Source organism: Shinella lacus (assembly GCF_010994755.1).
GTDB classification, from domain to species: Bacteria; Pseudomonadota; Alphaproteobacteria; order Rhizobiales; family Rhizobiaceae; genus Shinella; species Shinella lacus.
Genome location: NZ_WHSB02000002.1, coordinates 436632 through 453160 on the forward strand (window position 1 = coordinate 436632; position 16529 = coordinate 453160).

The window sequence follows — 16529 nt, forward strand, 5'->3', positions numbered from 1 at the left end:
GCAAAGCGGTCTCGCCTTTGGAATTGTGTGAAAGAAATGGATTTCCAGCCGGTCCGCCGGCCTTTTGGAGCGAAGGGAACAAGCCATGCGCATGTTCAAGACATCATTCGTCCGTTCGGGTGCCCGGCTTGCCGCCGCTCTCGGCCTTGCGTTGGCGATCTTCTGTCCCGCGGGGGCTTACGCCATCGACCAGTTCGCGGCCGATGCCTATGGCACCTACCAGGCGAATGCCGATAACGGCAAGATCCTGTTCGGCGCCGCCGGCTGCGGCGCTTGCCATGGCTCGGGCGACAATATCGAACTGCTTTCGGGCGGCATGGAAATGCAGACGGCGATCGGAAAGTTCTTCGCGCCGAACATTTCCGCCCATCCGAACGGCATCGGCGGCTGGTCCAATGCGGACTTCCTGAACGCCGTGATGGTCGGCCTCAAGAAGAACGGCGACAACCTCTACCCGGTCATGCCCTACACCTCCTACGGCGGCATGAAGCCGGAGGACGTGCTGGACATCAAGGCCTACATCGATTCGCTGCCGCAATCGGATGCCGCCTCGAAGGAACACGAGATCGCGTTCCCGTTCAGCCGCCAGACGACGATCACGCTCTGGAAGCGCAGCCATTTCACCGTGCAGGCCTTCCAGCCGCGCGAGGAAACGCAGATGGAGCGCGGCCGCTACCTGATCGAGAATGTCGGCGGCTGCGGTGATTGCCACACGCCGCGCACCACGACCTACGGTCTTGACCTTACCCGCGCCTATGAGGGCGAGAAGGGCCTGACTGGCGCGGTCGCGCCCGATATCACCAAGGCCCGCATCAGCGGTCTTGCTTCGCATACCGTCTTCACCAAGGGGCTTATCGACGAGGGCAAGAAGCTCTCCGGTTCGCCGCTGTCCGATCCGGTCATGCGTCGCATCGCCCAAGGCCTTTCGACGCTGCCCGATGAGGACAAGCAGGCCATGTACGCGTTCCTTGCGGATCGCGAGATACCCGTAGAGGCGCCTGTCGAGCAGAGCCAAACGCCTGTCTGCAGCGAATCGACGCCTGAAACGGCGCTGAGTGCTGGCGGTGGCAACGCGGAATCCGCTTCCGCCGCCGATGCCTTCATCGGCAAATATTGCCGCAACTGCCACGGCCCAGGCGAAAGCTCGCAAGGGTCCTTCCCGGCAGGCGACCTTGCCTCGATCGCCGCCAATCCGGCCTTCGTGACACCCGGCGATGCCGCCAAGTCGCTGCTCTACACCAGTGTCACCAGCGGCCGCATGCCGCTCGGCAAGCGTCCTAGCGACGAAGAAGTGCAGAGCCTTGCCACCTGGATCAACTCGCTGAACCAGTCGGATATCCCGACAGCCGTCGCCGCGACGGAAGCCAAGCGCTCGCGGCCGATGCTGAAATATCTCGATTTCGTCGAATTGGCGCTGCGCGACATCTCCAAGGTCGACGAACACGACCAACCGTTCATGCGCTACTTCAGCTATCGCGACCAGTATAACGGCATGATGAGCTGCGAATCGCACGAGACCTTCCTGAAGCGCATGAAGGTTCTCGCCGGCGGCTTCAAGAAACTGCTCAACTCGCTCTCCTACGGGCCGGAGCTCGTGCTTCCGGAAGAAGTCGAAGGGACCGACGGCCTGCTCGTGCGCGTCGACCTGCGCGATCTCGAATGGAGCGAGGACGACTACAACTTCCTCATCAACGAGTACTTCTACGGCGTCGACCCGACGAGCGACGCGCAGCTTCACTCGCTTGCCAAGGCAACGCAGACGCAGCTGCCGATCATGCGTGTCGACTGGTTCATGAGCAACGGCGCACGGCCGAAGGTCTACAACCGCCTCATGAAGCTGCCGACCAACATCGCCGAGCTCGAAAAGCGCTTCGGGGTGCCGGTCAACCAGAACATCGAACGCCGCCGCATCGTGCGGGCCGGCTTTGCGGATGGTTCCTCGGGTGTGTCCGACCACAACCGTATGCTGGAACGGCACGACATGCCGTTCGGCGGCTACTACTGGAAGTCCTATGACTTTGCCGGCGACGTCGGCAAGCAGGTGCTGAAGCGCTTCCCCGCGGGTCCGGAGGGCATTCGCCTGAAGGCCGGCCTGGAACCCTTCGATCATGACGGCGGCGAAATGATCTTCTCGCTTCCGAACGGCATGCAGGGCTACTATCTCTCGACCGACAAGGGCGACCAGCTCGACATCGGCCCGACGGCGATCGTCTCCTTCCGCAAGCGGCCGATCGGCAAGGGCGTCGAGATCATCAATGCCCGCTCGTGCTTCGACTGCCACTTCGATGGCATCCTTTCCAAGCGCGACCAGCTGCGCGAGCATATCGAGACGTCCACGCTGTTCTCCAAGGACCAGCAGGACGAGCTGCTCGCCGTCTACGTGCCGCAGGAGGAGCTGAACGAGGTCTACAAGCGTGACACGGACCGTTTCGTCGCGGCCCTCGATCGCCTCGGCATCACCGAGCCGACCTCGGGTGGCGGCCTGACCAGCCTGAAGGCTCCCGGCGGTGCCGAGATCTTCACCTACTTCGCCGACAAGTATGAGGACGAGCTGAACTTCGAACAGCTTGCCGCCGAATTCGACATGACGCCGGAAGAGTTTTCGTCCGACATCCGTCGCCTCACCGACGTCAATGCCCTGCGCATCGGCCTCGACTGGGTTGCGACGCTCGAAGCCGGTTCCACGATCCCGCGCGTCGAGGTCGAGGAGCAATATGCCTTCATGCTCCAGCCGCTTCTCCAGCTCGATCCGCTGAAGCGCGGCGTCAACCCGGATGCGAACGCCGCCAATGCGGGCCAGCAGACGGCTGACAACAACTACCAGCAGCCGGTCGACAACAATGCCGGCTACCAGCAGCCCGAGCAGAAGCAGGAACAAAAGCAGGAGCAGGCCGTCAACAACGACGCCTACCAGCAGCAGACCCAGGGCCAGGCAACGGGCGACCAGTATGCCGGGGCGAGTGCCAACACGGCTTATGCCGTGCCGGCCTACAAGCAGGACGACAAGGCGCAGGCCGACAAGGTGAAACTTGCCGTGCATGTGGCATCGACAAGCGCCAAGGTTGGGGATTATCTGAGCTTCGAACTCAGCACCAACCACGCCTGCGAACTTCAGCTGATGTATGTCGAAGACACTGGCAATGTCGAAATCGTGCCGGATGTGATGATCGGCTCGACGACGCTGAATGCCGGCGAAAAACGCCTGATCCCGCAGCCGGGAACGGGTAACCTGACCTTCGATTCGCCGTCGCCCGGCGAAACGATGATCGCCTTCTGCAAGATCGGCGGTCTCGGCGACCAGAAACTGACGGCCGAAAAGGCCAAGGAACTGGTCGCCAACTCGAAGCAGCCGCTGACGCGCGGCCTCGCCATCAATCTCGCCAAGCAGGCCGAGAAGGACAACGGGGCAAGTGGTCTGCAGATGGTGACCTTCGAGATCAAGTGACAAACCGGGCAGAGGTCCTTTGGATCCCTGCCTGATCTTTTCCACGAGGACATGAGGGCTGGACCGACAATGCTGCTGCGATCTCTTTGCTTTGACGCGATAACGGGCGCAAAACCGCTTCGCACTTTTGCTGGAATTGCTCTTGCGTCGACAGTCTTCGCACTGGCCGGAGCAGCACCCGCCGAGGCCGCCTGCGATGCCTACACCGGCGTCACTGAGGCATTCAATGCGGGCGACGAGCAGAAGGCGCGCTCGATCGCCGAGACCGCGAGCACGGCCAATTGCAGCGCCAACGAGCGCACGCTGACGGGCCGCGTCGCCTCGCTCACCGCCTTCAACCGCATCGCGACCACCGTCGGCAATGGCGGAAAGCTCGCCGATCACCAGCAGGAACTGGAAGACCTCCAGCGCCAGTATGGCGGCCCCTGGCAGGTTTACGACGCGCTCGGCGATCTCGCCCGCGAGCGCAAGGATTACGAACAGGCCGCGCGGTTCTACCAGCTTGCGCTGGAAGACGGCTCGAACGAGACGATGACGCCGGACTGGATGGCGCCGGATGAGCAATACATCCTGCGGCTCGACAAGCTTGCGGGTGAAATGCGGCTTGCCTCACCCCGGCCGGTGCAGCTCGCCATGCGCGGCGGCTGCAAGGTCTCCTTCCGCGGCGTGAAGATCAAGAAGAAGTCGACCCCGGTGCGCTACGTCTTCGGCACGGCGGATTTCACGCCCGAGGGCGTCGAGGCGGCAAAAGACCTGGCGGAATGCCTGAAGACGATGAAGCCCGGTTCGATCAAGCTGATCGGCCACACCGACCCCGTCGGCTCGGCGGACGCCAATTACAAGCTTTCGCTCGCCCGCGCCGAGACGCTGAAATCCTATCTCTCCACCGCCGGTTATGCCGGCGCCATCACCACCGAGGGCAAGGGCGAGGACCAGCCCTTCACGCCGGACGATGCCAGCGCCTACGATACGGATACGATGAACCAGCTGCATCGCCGCGTGGAAGTGGACGTGGAATGATGAAAATGCTGCCTCGATTGCTGGCGCTTTCCCTCGCCGTCGCCCTGCCGGGTCCCGCCTTCGCGGCGCAGACTTTTGCGCTCGTCGTTGGCGTCGACCAATATCCGAACGATGTCAGCCTCGACGGCGCTGTGCGCGACGCCGAGGACGTCTATCGCTCGATGAGCGCGGCGGGCTTCACGGTCACGAAATTCACCAATGCCGAGGCACGCAAGGACGATATCCGCAAGGCCTGGACAGACATGGTGGCGCAGGCCGCCGCCGGCGACACGATCATCTTCACCTATGCCGGCCACGGCGCGCAGATGCCCGAACTCATCGCCGGCGACGAGGCGGATGGTCTAGACGAATTCCTCCAGCTGCCGGGCTTCGACCGTAACCGCTACGAAGAGACCTCCAAGGAAATCATCGTCGACAACGAGATGAACGCCTGGTTCGGCGAAGCGGAAGGCAAGGGCGTGCATGTGCTTTTCGTTTCCGACAGCTGCTTTTCCGGCGGCATGAGCCGCTCGGTCACCGGCAAGACCCGGCTCGCGCCCGCCGTCACGGTGAAGCTCGCGCCGCCCTCGCAGGAGGCGATTGCCGGCGCAAACCTCAAGGACATCGACTTCAAGCAGGTGACGGTTCTGGCTGCCTCGCTGGAAAGCCAGCCGACGCCGGAGGTCATCATCGATGGCGAGCCGCGCGGCGCGCTGAGCTGGAGTTTCGCCCGCGCGGTGGAAGGCAGCGCGGACCGCGACGGCAACGGCATCATCACGCGCATCGAGCTCGAAGACTACATCTTCTCGAACGTGAAAAACCGCTCGGAAGCCTTGCAGGTGCCGAACTTCATGCCGCAGGTGGCGCGCTCGGAGAGCGAAGTCGTCGTCACGCTGACGCGCGGTATTCCGGTCAACAACGGCACGACGACCGAGACGGCAGACAATGACAACGGCACCACGACGCCGGTCGTGGAAAAGACCATCAAGTCCGCAAAAGACCTCGGCTGGACCGGCAACATCGCTTTGCAGATCGATGGCGCCGGCGACAAGCCGAAGAATGCCGACGGCACGGGCACGCCCTTCCGCTGGGATGTGGCAAGCGGCGTCTTCTACACGCCGAATGGCGACGTCGCGGCGGAGAATGTCGATGCGGAGCGCATCCAGTCCGTGGTCGACAAATATGTCCTGCTCGACTTCCTGAAGGCGCTGGCAAGCCAGAATCCGGGCTCCGTTTCGCTCACCCCGGTCAAGGACATCTACGCCGCCGGCACGCGCCTGCGCTTCGACGCGCCGCCCGGCCGCTATCCGAACATGCTGGTCTTCAACCTCGCCAATACGGGTGAGGTGCAGTTCCTCGACATGCAGGCGGCCGGCACCAGCAGTTCGCAGTTCAAGCTGACCGATGTCGAGATCGTCAAGCCCTTCGGCGCCGACCACCTCATCACGATCTGGACCGCCGAGCCGGTCGATGCGATCGGCGCGGTGCTCGCCGACCGTGCCGTGACCTCGCAAACCCTGCTGCAGGCGCTTCTGACGCGGCTCGACGGCAAGGAAGCGAGCGTCGCCATCCAACCCCTTTATACGCGGGAAACGCTCTGATGATCCGTTACGCGGCAGCCCTTCTCCTTTCGCTCTGCCTGTTTTCGGGCGCCCAGGCCGCCGACAAGGCGCTGCTGATCGGCATCGGCACCTATGCCACGCTGCCCGAAAAGATGTTCCTCGAAGGGCCGAAGAACGATGTGCCGCTGATCGAGAAGCTGCTGAAGGAAAAACAGGGCTTTGCACCGGAATCGATCCGCGTGCTGCTCGACAAGGATGCGACCCGCGCCGCGATCCTCGCCAGCATCGACGAATGGCTGGTCAACGGCACGCAGCCGGGCGACCGCGTCTATTTCTACTTCTCCGGCCATGGCCTCCAGGTGAAGGATGCCAGCGGCGACGAGGAGGACGGGCTTGACGAAGCGCTTTCCACCTTCGATATCGCCGCTGGCGATGGCGACTGGACCAATGTCATCCTCGACGACGAGATCGACGCCATGCTCGCCAAGCTGAAGGACCGCGCCGTCTCCATCGTCATCGACGCCTGCCATTCCGGCACGATCTCGCGGTCGCTCTCGACGGATGTCGGCGAATCGCTGGAAAGCGCGCGCTTCCTGCCGCGTCCCTTCGCTAAACCCGTGGATGCGGTGAAGATGCGCGGCCTGCGCATCGACGTCGCCGTGGTCGACAAGCCCGATATCGCCAAGCAGAACGGCGTGGAAGCCTGGAGCGCCGCATCCTCCTATCAGGTCGCCTGGGATGACACCCGCCTGCCGCCGGAAGAACGCCACGGCGTCTTCACGCTCTCCTATGTGAACGGCCACGACATCACCGCCGGTGACAGCAACGGCAATGGCATCGTCTCCAATGCCGAACTGCTGGAATATGTGAAGAAGCAGTCGCAGACCTATTGCGCCGCACAGACCCAGTGCCAGGGCCTCGATCCGCAGCTGGAGGTCAACTATGCGCTGCTCGGCGCCAGCGCCTCCACACCCACCGCCGACACCACCGCCCAGCAGACGCAGCAACAGACGCCCGACTACGGCAAGGTCGAAGAGGTGAAGGTCGAGAACACGCAGCAGACCGCCTATGTCGCTGCCGATCCGGTCGACGCCGTCGGCGATATCCTCGGCAAGCCGGAGACCGGCGACGTCAAGGTCGTGCTCTCCTCCGACTACCTGAAACACGGCGACGTCTTCAAGATCACCGTAACCAGCAGCACCGGCGGCCACCTCATCCTCTACGACGTCGCCAAGGACGGCAAGGCGACCCAGATCTTCCCGAACGAATCGGCCCAGAAGATCACGCCGCTCACCGCAAACATGCCGATGACCATCCCCGACGACTATTACGGCTTCGACTTCGAAGCCGAAGGCCCGAGCGAAAATGTGCTGGTCGCCATTGTCGTCGCCGACGACGTTGACCTCACCAAGGTCGCACCCAGCGATTACGGCCTGACCAAGGAACTCGACGCCCGAACCACCATCGCCGACATCGCCGGCACGCTGAAGCAGACCTGGACAAGAGACACCGAAAACCGCAGCGTCCATTGGTCACTGGGACTGTTGAAGTACACGATCTACTGATCGAGTTCGGCGAGGGGCTTCTCGCCGGAACCCGTTGGTTCCGGTGGAAAACAAGCCGTTTAACGTCCGTGCGAAACCATGCTTGAATGTTTGCTGGAAACGTCGTGGTGAGCGCGCAGGGATTCGAACCCTGGACCTACTGATTAAAAGTCAGTTGCTCTACCGGCTGAGCTACGCGCTCCCGGGCGGTGCAAAGTGAGCCCCGCGGAAGTGCGCGGAACATATGCAGGAGGGTTTGCCGGGTCAACCCGGAAAATGCGGCGAAAAACAGGTTTTGCTGCATTTCGCCGCGTTCTCCAAAAGGTGATTGGCAGGAGGGGGGCACGGCGGATATCAGAAGGCGCAAATGCGGGAGCGGGCGAGGCCATGTTGGTGGGCTCGGCCGGTTCCGGCTCGCCGTCGCGGAGTAGCCCTTGTCGATCGCCGATATTTCCCTGTTGAGCGCGCTCCTGGCCGGGGCGCTGTCGTTTCTTTCGCCCTGCGTGCTGCCGCTCGTGCCGCCCTATCTCTGTTACATGGCGGGCATTTCGGTCGAGCAGTTTCGCGGAAACGATGCGGTGGCGGTGCGGCGGGATACGCGCGGCGCGGTGCTGCTCGCCGCCTTCTGCTTCACGCTCGGCTTTGCGACGGTTTTCGTGGCGCTCGGTGCGGGCGCCTCCACGATCGGCATGGTGCTGCGCCGGCATCTCGACATCCTCGCGCAGATCGGCGGCGTCATCATCATTCTGATGGGGCTGCATTTTCTCGGACTGCTGCGCATCGGGCTATTTGCCCGCGAGGCGCGCTTCCAGGGCGGCGGCAAGCCGGCGACGGCGTCGGGCGCCTATATCATGGGTCTGGCCTTCGCCTTCGGCTGGACGCCGTGCATCGGGCCGGTACTGGGGGCGATCCTCGGCGTGGCGGCGGCGCGCGAGACGGTCGGCGACGGAGCGGCGCTGCTGGCGGTCTATTCGCTGGGGCTTGCGGTGCCGTTCTGGATCGCGGCGGGCTTTTCCGGCGCCTTCATGCGCTTCCTCGTGCGGTTCCGCCGCCATCTCGGCACGGTCGAAAAGGCGATGGGCGTGCTGCTCATCCTCACCGGCCTTGCCTTCATCTTCGGCTATATCAGCGCGGTCGCCATCTGGTTCCAGCAAACGTTTCCCATTCTCTCGCAAATCGGCTAGGTCGAAACATCATCCTCGGCAAGCGGGAATCGACGACGGCGCATGGCTGACATCATCGGACTGGTCCTGCCGTTCTTCGGCATGATCCTGCTGGGTTATGTGGTCGCGAAGATCACCCGACAGCCGGTCGAGGCGCTCGGCTGGCTCAATACCTTCATCATCTACATCGCGCTGCCGGCGCTGTTCTTCAAGCTGGTGGCCAAGACGCCGATCGAGCAGCTGACGCGCGTCGATTTCATCGTCGCCAATATCAGCGCGACCTACCTGATCTTCGGCCTCGTCTTCGCCGTCGGGCTGTGGCTGCGGCGCGCGACGATCGGCGAGGCGACGATCCAGGGGCTGGCCGCCGCCTATGGCAATATCGGCTATATGGGGCCGGGCCTGGCGTTGCTGGCCTTCGGGGAACCTGCGGCGGTGCCGGTGGCACTTGTCTTCTGCTTCGAGAACATGCTGCACTTCATGGTCGCGCCGGCGCTGATGGCGCTGGCCGGCGGGGAGAAGCGGCCGGCGATCCAGATTGCCGGCGGGATCGTGCAGAAGATCGTCACGCATCCCTTCATCATCGCGACGGCCGCGGGCTTTGTCGCGGCCTTTGCCGGCTTCGAGCCGCCGGCGCCGCTGCAACGGCTGATCGACTACCTGGCGCAGGCGGCCGCCCCTTGCGCGCTGTTCGCCATGGGCGTGACGCTGGCGCTGCGGCCCTTGAAGCGCGTGCCCATGGAGATCGGCTATATCGTGCCGGCAAAACTCCTGCTGCTGCCGGTCACCATGTATTTCGTGCTTGGGCTTGCCGGCAATTTCGATCCGGTTTGGGTGTTCACCGCCGTGCTGCTTGCGGCACTGCCGACCGCGACGAATGTCTTCGTCATCGGCCAGCAATATGGCGTGTGGCAGGAGCGGGCTTCGGCAACGATCCTCATCACGACGGTGCTCTCCGTCGCGACCGTGACGATCCTGCTTTACCTGATCAAGTCAGGCCTGCTCGCGGGCGACCCGTTCCCGTAGACCGTCGCGAAATGCCTTCAGCGAGCCGCCGGGCTCGATGCCCTCGCGCATGACGATGCTGCGCAGCGGCCCGAGTGCGGAGAGCAGGTGCAGGCCTGCCGAGCGCAGGAACTGCACGGGCAGGAAATCGGACAGAAGCGAGCGGTTGAGCAGGTCGACGCTCATGGTGCGCGTGCGGATATCGGCCTGCCGCTTGCGGTCGAAGCGCTCGCCGATGCCGTCATCGCCCTCCTGGATGAGGTCCTTCAGCGCCATGATGTCGCGCAGGCTGAGATTGAGGCCCTGGGCGCCGATCGGCGGGAAGGCGTGTGCGGCTTCGCCCACCAGCACGAAACGACCCTTGCCGAAATGCCGGGCTGTCATGCCGGAGAGCGGAAAACTCTGCGGCGTACCCTCGACGGTGACCTTGCCGAGCATGGATTGCATGCGCTCTTCCACGGCGCGGTTAAGCTCGGCGACAGGGAGTTCGCGCAGCCGCGCCGCTTCCTTCGGTGGCAGGACCCAGACGAGGCTGGAGCGGCGGCCAGGCAGGGGGACCTGGGTGAAGGGACCGCTTTCGGTGTGGAATTCCGTGGAGACATTGCCGTGCGGCCGTTCATGCGCAAAATTGAGCACGAGGGCGGCTTGCGGATAGGACCAGGCGCTGACGGCGATGCCGGCGCTGTCGCGGATCTTCGATTTCTTGCCATCGGCGCCGACGACGAGGCGTGCCGTGACGCGTTCGCCATCGTCGAGCACGAGTTCGACGCCGTGCTCGAAGGCGGTGGCTGCCGTCACGCCGCTTTCCAGCCGGACGATATTGTCGCGGGCGGCGATCTGCGTGTTCAGCACGGCGAGGAAGGGCGCGTTCGGGATGTTGTAGCCGAAGGCGGGAAGGCCGACCTCGCTGGAGCGGAAGGCGACCGGCGGGGCGCGCAGGAGCCGCGTCGTGCCGTCGAGGATCTGCATGGTTTCGAGGGCCGCCGCATGACGCGCGATCTCGTCCCAGAGGCCGAGCGCCTTCAGGAAGGCGATCGACTGGTCCATCAGCGCCGTGGTGCGCCCATCGGCGGCGCGCGTGGGCGGGGCGATGAGCGCGACGCTACGCCCCGAATCGGCAAGCGAGAGAGCCGCGAGGTTGCCGGCAAGGCCGGCGCCGACGATCGCGATATCGAATTCCTTCATGACCGACCTCTCAGACAGCGAAGCGTTACCCACAGATTTGGCTGCTTCTACTGCGGGAAGACTAGGCCCGCAAAGAGGCAATTTCCATGGGATGAATCGGCGCAGGCGCCGGAACCGCCCGGGAGGCAGCCGATTTTCACTGGCGATGCCGGGCAATCAATGCATATTACCGGCAGTGACCGCGTAAGAGGGCGTGTTCGGCGAACCGCGGCCGATGAAAGCCCCTCAAGGGATGGACAGCCAAAGGCGATGAAGTTTTTCAACTACAAGCGCGTGCCCTACGCGGAAATCCGTGCCTTTTCCGTCCATATCCTGACGGCATCCGGGTCGTTCCTCGCCTTTCTCGGCGTCGTGGCGGCGGCCGAACACCGTTTCGTCGACATGTTCTGGTGGCTGGGCCTGGCGCTCGTCGTCGACGGCATCGATGGGCCGATCGCGCGCAAGGTGCGCGTGAAAGAAGTGCTGCCGAACTGGTCCGGCGATACGCTGGACAATGTCATCGACTACGTGACCTACGTGCTGCTGCCGGCCTTTGCGCTCTACCAGAGCGGCATGATCGGCGAGCCCTGGTCCTTCGTGGCGGCCGGCGCCATCGTCGTCTCCAGCGCCATCTATTATGCCGATATGGGCATGAAGACCGACGAATATTTCTTCTCCGGCTTTCCGGTCGTCTGGAACATGGTGGTATTCACGCTCTTCGTCATCCAGGCGAGCGAACTGACGGCGTCGATCATCGTCTTCGTTTCCGTCTTCCTAACCTTCATGCCGATCAATTTCCTGCATCCCGTGCGCGTGGAGCGGCTGAGGGCGATCAATCTCGGCGTCTTCTTTCTGTGGGCGCTGCTCAGCGGCTACGCGCTTCTCCTGCATTTCGATACGCCGGCCTGGGTGGTCTGGGGTGTCGTGGCGACGGGGCTCTATCTTTATGTCATCGGCGCCGTCCTGCAGGCCTTTCCCAGCCTCGGGCGGTAGCCAATTCTCGGGAGAACCAGCATGACCAAGGCGATTGTCATCCGCAGTCTCGGCGGACCGGAAGTCCTGACGCTGGAGGACGTGCCGCTTGCCGCACCCGGCCCCGGCGAGGTGCAGATGAGGCAGGCCGCCATCGGCCTCAATTTCATCGACGTCTATTTCCGCACCGGCCTCTACAAGACCGAGTTGCCCTTCGTTCCCGGCAAGGAAGGCGCCGGCACGATTACGGCGCTCGGTGAAGGCGTCACGGATTTCGCCATCGGCGACCGCGTCGCCTATGCCTCGGCGGACGGCGCCTATGCGGTGGAACGCAATGTCGCGACGAGACATCTGGTGAAGGTGCCGGAGGGCATTTCGCTCGAAACGGCTGCCGCCATGATGCTGAAGGGCATGACGGCGCAGTACCTGCTGCTCCAGACCTATCAGGTGAAGCCGGGCACCGTGCTGCTGTTCCATGCGGCGGCGGGCGGCGTCGGCCTCATTGCCGGCCAGTGGGCGAAGGCGCTCGGCGCCACGGTGATCGGCACGGCCGGCTCGCAGGCGAAGATCGATCTCGCGCTGGCGCATGGCTATGACCATGTCATCGACTACGGCAAGGAAGACTTCGTCGCGCGGGTGCGCGAATTGACCGGCGGGGCAGGCGTCGACGTCGTCTACGATTCCGTCGGCAAGGACACGTTCCCGCAGTCGCTGGACTGCCTGAAGCCGCGCGGCCTGTTCGTCAGCTTCGGCAATTCCTCTGGTCCCGTCGATGCCTTCAACCTCGGCCTGCTGTCGCAAAAGGGTTCGCTCTACACGACGCGGCCGACGCTCTTCGCCTACATCCCGACGCGCGAGGCGCTCGATGCATGTGCAAACTCGCTCTTTGATATTGTGCAAAGCAACAAAGTGCGTATCAATATTAATCAGACTTATCCGTTGTCCGAGGCAGGACGGGCGCACACGGATCTGGAAGCAAGAAAAACGAGTGGAACGACGTTGCTCATTCCCTGACACGACCCGAATGGGCGGCAAGGGCTGAGACCGCAGGAAAGAGGGGCAGAGTGTCAGCCGTTGGAGCGTCCGAGGGCAGCCCGTTGCTGGCTGTCCGCAGCCTGACGAAACTTTTTGGTTCGTTTGCCGCATGCAACGGCATCGATCTCGATATCCGGCCCGGCGAAATCCACGCCCTGCTGGGCGAGAACGGCGCCGGAAAATCCACCCTCGTGAAAATGCTCTTCGGCGTGCTTTCGCCGACCAGCGGGCAGATCCTGTGGAAGGGCGAGCCTGTGCGCATCCCGAGCCCCGGTGCCGCGCGGCGCCTCGGCATCGGCATGGTTTTCCAGCATTTTTCGCTGTTCGAGGCGCTGACGGTCGCCGAGAACATCGCCCTGTCGCTGAGCCCCGGCATTTCGCTCTCCAAGGTCGCGGAAGAGGCCTCGCGCCTCTCTCATCTTTACGGCCTGCCGCTCGATCCGAAGGCGCATGTCGCCGACCTCTCGGTGGGCGAACGCCAGCGCATCGAGATCGTGCGCGCGCTGTTGCAGCACCCGGAACTCATCATCCTCGACGAGCCGACCTCGGTGCTGACGCCGCAGGAGGCCGACCGGCTGTTCGAAACACTCGCCAAGCTGAAGGCGGAAGGCCGCTCGGTGCTCTATATCAGCCACCGGCTGGAAGAGGTGCAGCGCATCTGCGATCGCGCAACAGTGCTGCGCCACGGCAAGGTCACCGGCGCCTGCGATCCGCGCCAGGAAACGCCCGCATCACTTGCCCGCATGATGGTCGGCAGCGACGTCGCCTCGGTAACGGCCGCCGGCACCAACACCAAAGGCGAGGTGCTGCTCGAAGCCAATCATCTGAGCGTCCCGGCGCGCACGCCCTTTGCCGTGACGCTGAAGAATGTCTGTCTCAAGGTGCGCGGCGGCGAGGTTCTCGCGATCGCCGGCGTTGCCGGCAATGGACAGGGCGAGCTTTTCGATGCGCTCTCCGGCGAATATCCGGTGGCTGAGGCATCTGCCGTCGCCATTCGCGGCAAGGCGGCCGGCAATCTCGGCATCACGGCGCGGCGGCTAATGGGCGCGGGCTTCGTGCCGGAGGAACGCCACGGCCACGCCGCGGTGCCGTCTTTGCCGCTGTCGGACAATCTCGTGCTGGCGCGCAACCAGTCGGATCGGAAAACCTTTCTTGCCGGCGGTGTGCTCGGCATTATCAAGCATGCCGTCGTGCGCATCGCCTCGAAGCGCATTTCCGAGACGATGGACGTGCGCAAGAGCGGTGATGACCCGGCGGCCGGCTCGCTTTCCGGCGGCAACCTGCAAAAATACATCGTCGGGCGGGAGCTAGATCGCCAACCGGCCGTGCTGATCGTCAACCAGCCGACCTGGGGCGTCGATGCGGGGGCGGCGAGCCGCATCCGCCAGGCGCTGGTGGATCTCGCGAAATCGGGCTCGGCGGTGCTGGTGATCAGCCAGGATCTCGACGAAATCTTCGAGGTGGCGACGGAAATCGCCGTCGTCAGCGAGGGGCGGCTGTCGGATGTTTATCCGGCTCACGACCTGACGCGCGAAAAGATCGGCCTGCTGATGGGCGGCATGTACGGCAAGACGGAAGGCGGCGAGGTGGCCCATGCGCATTGAACTCGAAAAGCGCGCCAATCCTTCGACGCTCTTCTCCATCCTGTCGCCATTCTTGGCGCTGGCGCTGACGGTCGTAGCCGGCGGCATCATGTTCGCGCTCATCGGCAAGAGCCCGGTCGCAGCGCTCTACTCCTTCTTCATCGAGCCGTTGCTCGACATCTGGTCGCTGCACGAGATCGCCATCAAGGCAGCACCGCTGATCCTGATCGGCGCCGGGCTTTCGGTGTGCTACCGCTCGAACAATTGGAATATCGGCGCCGAGGGGCAGTTCATCGCCGGCGCCATTGCGGGCGCCATCGTGCCGGTCGTCTTCCACGACTGGCATTCCTCGCTCGTCCTGCCGCTGATGCTGATCTTCGGCATGATCGGCGGCGCGCTCTATGCCGCCATTCCCGCCTTCCTGAAGGCGCATATGAACACCAACGAGATCCTGACGAGCCTGATGCTGGTCTATATCGCCCAGCTCTTCCTCGACTGGCTGGTGCGCGGGCCGTGGCGCAGCCCGGACGCCTATAATTTCCCGGTGACGCGGGATTTCGTGCCGGAGGCGATCCTTCCCGAACTCATCTCCTCGGGCCGCGCTAATCTCGGCTTCGCCTTCGCCATCATCGCCGCCGTCGGGCTGTGGATCATGATGCGCTACACGCTGAAAGGCTTCGAGATCACCGTGCTCGGCCAGTCGGAGCGGGCAGGGCGCTTTGCCGGCTTCTCGTCTAAGCGTATGATATGGTTCTCGATGCTGCTTTCCGGCGCGCTTGCCGGGCTTGCCGGCATTTCGGAGGTCAGCGGCACCATCGGCAAGCTCCAGCCGATCATTTCGCCCGGCTACGGCTTCACCGCCATCATCGTCGCCTTCCTCGGCCGCCTCAATCCGCTCGGCATCATCGCCGCCGGCCTGTTCCTGGCGCTGACCTATGTGGGGGGCGAAGCGGTGCAGCTGACGCTCAGCGTGTCCGACAAGGTCACGCGCGTCTTCCAGGGGCTGCTGCTGTTCTTCGTGCTCTCCTGCGACACGCTCATCCAGTACAAGATCCGGCTGGTGTTCTCGCGGTTCGGCCAGACCACGGAAGGGAGCGCGCACTGATGGGTATCATCGAAGCGATCCTGCTCACCGTCATTACCGCGGCGACGCCTTTGGTGCTGGCTTCCCTCGGCGAACTTGTCACGGAACGGTCGGGCGTGCTCAATCTCGGCGTCGAGGGCATGATGGTGATGGGCGCCGTGCTCGCCTTCGCCGCCACGCAGGCGACGGGCTCGCCCTATATCGGCATTCTCGCCGGCATTGCCTGTGGCGCGCTGTTCTCGCTGCTCTTCGGCTTCCTGACGCTGACGCTCGTCGCCAACCAGGTGGCGACCGGCCTTGCGCTCACCATTCTCGGCCTCGGCGTTTCCGGCCAGATCGGCGAGCCCTATGTCGGCATGTCGGGCATCAAGCTGCAACCGATCGTCATCCCGCTGCTCGCCGACATTCCGTTCCTCGGGCCGCTGCTCTTCAAGCAGGACCTGATCTTCTACCTGTCGATCGCGCTGGTCATCGGCGTCAACTGGTTCCTGTTCAAGAGCCGCGCGGGCCTGAAGCTGCGCGCCATCGGCGACAGCCATGGCTCGGCGCATGCGCTCGGCATCCATGTCATCCGCACGCGTTATCTCGCCGTGATGTTCGGCGGCGCCTGTGCCGGGCTTGCCGGTGCGCAGCTCTCGCTCGTCTATACGCCGCAATGGGTGGAGAACATGTCGGCCGGGCGCGGCTGGATCGCGCTGGCGCTCGTCGTCTTCGCCTCGTGGCGGCCCTGGCGGCTGCTTGCGGGCGGCTATCTTTTCGGTGCGGTCTCGATCAGCCAGCTGCACGCCCAGGCGTTCGGCATCGGCATCCCCTCGCAGTTCCTGTCGGCGCTTCCCTATGCCGCCACGGTGATCGTGCTCGTCCTGATATCGCACAATCGGCGCACCACGCTGATCAACACGCCCGCCTCGCTCGGCAAGCCCTTCGTGCCCGATCGATAGGAAAACAAGAAAAAGCAACCACTTCTAACCAC

The 16529-nt window shown here is 63.8% G+C and carries 12 protein-coding genes and 1 tRNA gene; 11 read left to right on the forward strand and 2 right to left on the reverse strand.

What is annotated here, in order from left to right; genetic code table 11:
• Positions 1–91 precede the first annotated feature (91 nt).
• The 4 genes from GB927_RS06645 (at position 92) to GB927_RS06660 (ending at position 7571) form a co-directional block, all read left to right on the forward strand.
• Positions 92–3445 (forward strand): c-type cytochrome, encoded by a 3354-nt coding sequence (locus GB927_RS06645; protein WP_256115883.1) that lies wholly within the window; start codon positions 92–94, stop codon positions 3443–3445.
• A gap of 69 nt (positions 3446–3514) precedes the next feature.
• Positions 3515–4465 carry an OmpA family protein gene (locus GB927_RS06650; protein WP_256115884.1) on the forward strand — a complete coding sequence of 317 codons (951 nt, stop codon included), beginning with the start codon at positions 3515–3517 and terminating at the stop codon, positions 4463–4465.
• 5 nt (positions 4466–4470) lie between these two features.
• Positions 4471–6045, forward strand: a complete 1575-nt coding sequence (locus GB927_RS06655) for a caspase family protein (RefSeq protein WP_256115885.1) — start codon at positions 4471–4473, stop codon at positions 6043–6045.
• A complete protein-coding gene (locus GB927_RS06660; protein ID WP_256115886.1) occupies positions 6045–7571 on the forward strand; it encodes a caspase family protein in 1527 nt (508 codons plus the stop codon). The genes GB927_RS06655 and GB927_RS06660 overlap by 1 nt, the downstream gene beginning before the upstream one ends.
• 105 nt (positions 7572–7676) lie before the next feature.
• On the opposite strand, the gene GB927_RS06665 is transcribed toward GB927_RS06660, so the two are convergent.
• A tRNA-Lys gene (locus GB927_RS06665) sits at positions 7677–7752 on the reverse strand.
• Between the two features lie 232 nt (positions 7753–7984).
• Here GB927_RS06665 and GB927_RS06670 point away from each other — a divergent pair.
• Positions 7985–8734 (forward strand): cytochrome c biogenesis CcdA family protein, encoded by a 750-nt coding sequence (locus tag GB927_RS06670; protein ID WP_256115887.1) that lies wholly within the window; start codon positions 7985–7987, stop codon positions 8732–8734.
• A gap of 42 nt (positions 8735–8776) precedes the next feature.
• A complete protein-coding gene (locus GB927_RS06675; RefSeq protein ID WP_256115888.1) occupies positions 8777–9739 on the forward strand; it encodes an AEC family transporter in 963 nt (320 codons plus the stop codon).
• On the opposite strand, the gene GB927_RS06680 is transcribed toward GB927_RS06675, so the two are convergent.
• A complete protein-coding gene (locus GB927_RS06680) occupies positions 9707–10903 on the reverse strand; it encodes a UbiH/UbiF family hydroxylase (RefSeq protein WP_256115889.1) in 1197 nt (398 codons plus the stop codon). The two genes, GB927_RS06675 and GB927_RS06680, sit on opposite strands and share 33 nt — an antisense overlap.
• 249 nt (positions 10904–11152) lie before the next feature.
• Here GB927_RS06680 and pcsA point away from each other — a divergent pair, with 249 nt between their 5' ends.
• The 5 genes from pcsA to GB927_RS06705 are packed head-to-tail and all read left to right on the forward strand — an operon-like array spanning position 11153 to position 16497.
• On the forward strand, positions 11153–11875 hold the full coding sequence (gene pcsA / locus GB927_RS06685) for a phosphatidylcholine synthase (RefSeq protein ID WP_256115890.1): 723 nt from the start codon (positions 11153–11155) through the stop codon (positions 11873–11875).
• 21 nt (positions 11876–11896) lie between these two features.
• Positions 11897–12868 carry a quinone oxidoreductase family protein gene (locus tag GB927_RS06690; protein ID WP_256115891.1) on the forward strand — a complete coding sequence of 324 codons (972 nt, stop codon included), beginning with the start codon at positions 11897–11899 and terminating at the stop codon, positions 12866–12868.
• A 50-nt stretch (positions 12869–12918) separates the two neighbouring features.
• A complete protein-coding gene (locus GB927_RS06695) occupies positions 12919–14493 on the forward strand; it encodes an ABC transporter ATP-binding protein (RefSeq protein ID WP_256115892.1) in 1575 nt (524 codons plus the stop codon).
• Positions 14483–15577, forward strand: a complete 1095-nt coding sequence (locus GB927_RS06700) for an ABC transporter permease (protein WP_256115893.1) — start codon at positions 14483–14485, stop codon at positions 15575–15577. Before GB927_RS06695 ends, GB927_RS06700 begins: the two co-directional genes overlap by 11 nt.
• Entirely contained in the window at positions 15577–16497 is a 921-nt protein-coding gene (locus GB927_RS06705) for an ABC transporter permease (protein WP_256115894.1), read from the forward strand. The genes GB927_RS06700 and GB927_RS06705 overlap by 1 nt, the downstream gene beginning before the upstream one ends.
• The last annotated feature ends 32 nt before the right edge of the window (positions 16498–16529 follow it).